At 45.0% G+C, this 2,410-nt stretch carries 2 protein-coding genes; both read left to right on the top strand.

Annotated features, from left to right (window positions below):
- The first annotated feature begins 436 nt into the window (after positions 1–436).
- Complete coding sequence (locus tag PN499_RS11555) at positions 437–1,519, top strand: fatty acid desaturase (protein ID WP_272032020.1); 1,083 nt, start codon at positions 437–439, stop codon at positions 1,517–1,519.
- 165 nt (positions 1,520–1,684) lie between these two features.
- Positions 1,685–2,362 carry a 5'/3'-nucleotidase SurE gene (gene surE, locus PN499_RS11550; RefSeq protein WP_272032019.1) on the top strand — a complete coding sequence of 226 codons (678 nt, stop codon included), beginning with the start codon at positions 1,685–1,687 and terminating at the stop codon, positions 2,360–2,362.
- Positions 2,363–2,410 lie beyond the last annotated feature (48 nt).

Below are 2,410 nucleotides of genomic sequence, written 5' to 3'. Positions count from 1 at the left end.
GGCTAGGGGCTAGGGGCTAGGGGCTAGGGGCTAGAGGCTAGAGGCTAGGGGAAGAGAGGAACTAGAATCAAGGGTTTTAGGAACTCAGAGTCTACAGGGTTCGACACAAAACTTTACCACAATCCGCTTAATTTTTTCTTCAGTTCGCTAAATCTTTGCTGAAGGAAGAAGGAAGAAGGAAGAAGGAAAATGCAGTAAACTCTTCCCTTCTTCCCCTAGCCCTGAGCATCGGAGCATCTGAGCATTGGAGCATCCTAGCCCCTCTCTTCCCCTAGCCCCTAGCCCCTCTTTTCCCCTAGCTCCGAGGCGACCTACCAACAAAAAGAGAGAATCGAAGCCATAGCATACACCTAATTGGTTAATTTTAAAAGACTGGTTAATTATGCTCAGTAAAGGTAGAATAAGCCCCATTGTTTACCGTCATTTTGAGATAATCGTGCCATCTAAGATCGCTCAGTTAAGCGTTACTCTCCCAGACGAATCCCTGAACGGCAGTTCTGAACTCCCCTTCACCCTACAGCAATTGAAGGCAGCCATTCCCTCAGAATGTTTCGTACCTTCCACCGGGAAATCCCTGTTTTACTTCTTTCTCGACATCTCAATAATCAGCGGTCTTTATGCAGCAGCACACGCCCTAGATTCCTGGTTTTTCTGGCCAGTATTCTGGGTGATACAAGGTACCATGTTCTGGGCATTATTTGTGGTCGGGCACGACTGCGGACACGGTTCTTTTTCCAGATACAAATGGCTGAATAACCTCATCGGCCACATCTCTCACACTCCCATTCTCGTACCCTATCACGGTTGGCGGATCAGCCATCGCACCCATCACCAAAATACTGGAAACATCGAAACCGATGAAAGCTGGTATCCCGTCACTGAAACCAAATATCGGAGCATGAACTCTTTAGAAAAGTTTCTCCGGTTTGAGTTTTTAATGCTGTTTGCCTATCCGGTATATCTGTTTAAACGGTCGCCAGAAAGACCAGAAGCTTCCCACTTTAACCCTAATAGCGATCTGTTCAAACCTTCGGAAAAGTGGGATGTCATTACCAGCACTATCTGTTTTAGTTTAATGGTAGGGTTGCTGGGATTTTTGACCTATCAATGGGGCTTCATGTGGTTGGTAAAATATTATGCGATGCCTTACCTCGTGTTTGTAGCATGGCTAGATTTAGTAACATATCTGCATCATACTGAGGCAGATATTCCCTGGTATCGCGGCAAAGATTGGTATTTTCTCAAAGGTGCTTTGTCCACGATTGACCGCGATTATGGGTTGATCAATAACATCCACCATAATATCGGCACTCATGTGGTTCACCATATTTTCTTGAGCATTCCCCATTACCACTTGTTAACTGCAAATGAAGCAATTAAGCCGATTTTGGGAGACTACTACCGCAAGTCTAAGGGGTCAATTTTAGGGGATTTTTGGCGTTCTTCTCGCCTTTGCCATTTCGTACCTGATAAAGGTAGTCCAGTTTATCACAAGTCTAAAACTGAATTAGAAGGTTAATTGTTAGTGGTTAGTTGTTAGTTGTTAATTGTAAGGTGGGCGCTCGCCGACAATCATCTCTGGCTATGAAAAACATCGCTTGAGGCGGCGAGCGCCCACCCTACGTTTAGTTAACAATTAACCACTAACCACTAACCACTAACCACTAACAATTAACAATTTAATATGACTTTCATTCTAACCAATGACGATGGAATAGATGCACCTGGCATTCAGGCATTGTTGAAGGCAGTAAATGATAAAGTATTTATAGTTGCTCCTCAAGGTCAATTATCTGGTTGCGGCCATCAAGTTACAACTCACATTCCTATTCATGTCGATCGCCGCTCAGAATTTGAGTATGCTATTGGCGGTACGCCTGTTGATTGCGTTCGCATTGCCTTAACTCACGTTTGTCCTCAAGCTAAATTTGTGCTTTCTGGGATTAATCCGGGGGGCAATTTGGGGGCGGATATCTATATCTCAGGGACGGTGGCCGCTGTCCGCGAGGCGGCGATGTTAGGTATACCCGCGATCGCAATTTCTCACTGGATTAAAAAACCTCTAGTAATTGATTGGGATTTGGCAACTCGCTGGACATCTCGCGTTTTAGCTGAGTTACTCAATCGTCCGCCAAAACCGGGTAGTTTCTGGAATGTAAATTTACCACATTTGCAACCGGGTACACCAGATCCACCTATTGTATTTTGCCCGCTTTCTACGCAACCTTTGCCCGTAGAATATCGGATTGAAGGGGAATATTTTTATTATGTTGGGGAATACGGGAAACGCCCTCGCGCTCCCGGTACTGATGTGGATGTGTGCTTTTCAGGTAATATCGCGGTGACAGAAATTAACTTGTAATATGGATAAGACTTACGCATAATTGTTTGTAACGCCGCCATCCTGGCG

Origin of the sequence: Kamptonema animale CS-326 (assembly GCF_028330895.1) — a bacterium.
Lineage (GTDB): Bacteria > Cyanobacteriota > Cyanobacteriia > Cyanobacteriales > Microcoleaceae > Kamptonema > Kamptonema formosum.
Note: the sequence above shows the minus strand (reverse complement) of the source record. Positions and strands in the feature narration are given on the sequence as shown.

Bases quoted from the DNA above. Each gene is read 5' to 3' on its own strand.
- surE (WP_272032019.1), top strand. From the start codon at position 1,685: ATGACTTTCATTCTAACCAATGACGATGGAATAGATGCACCTGGCATT.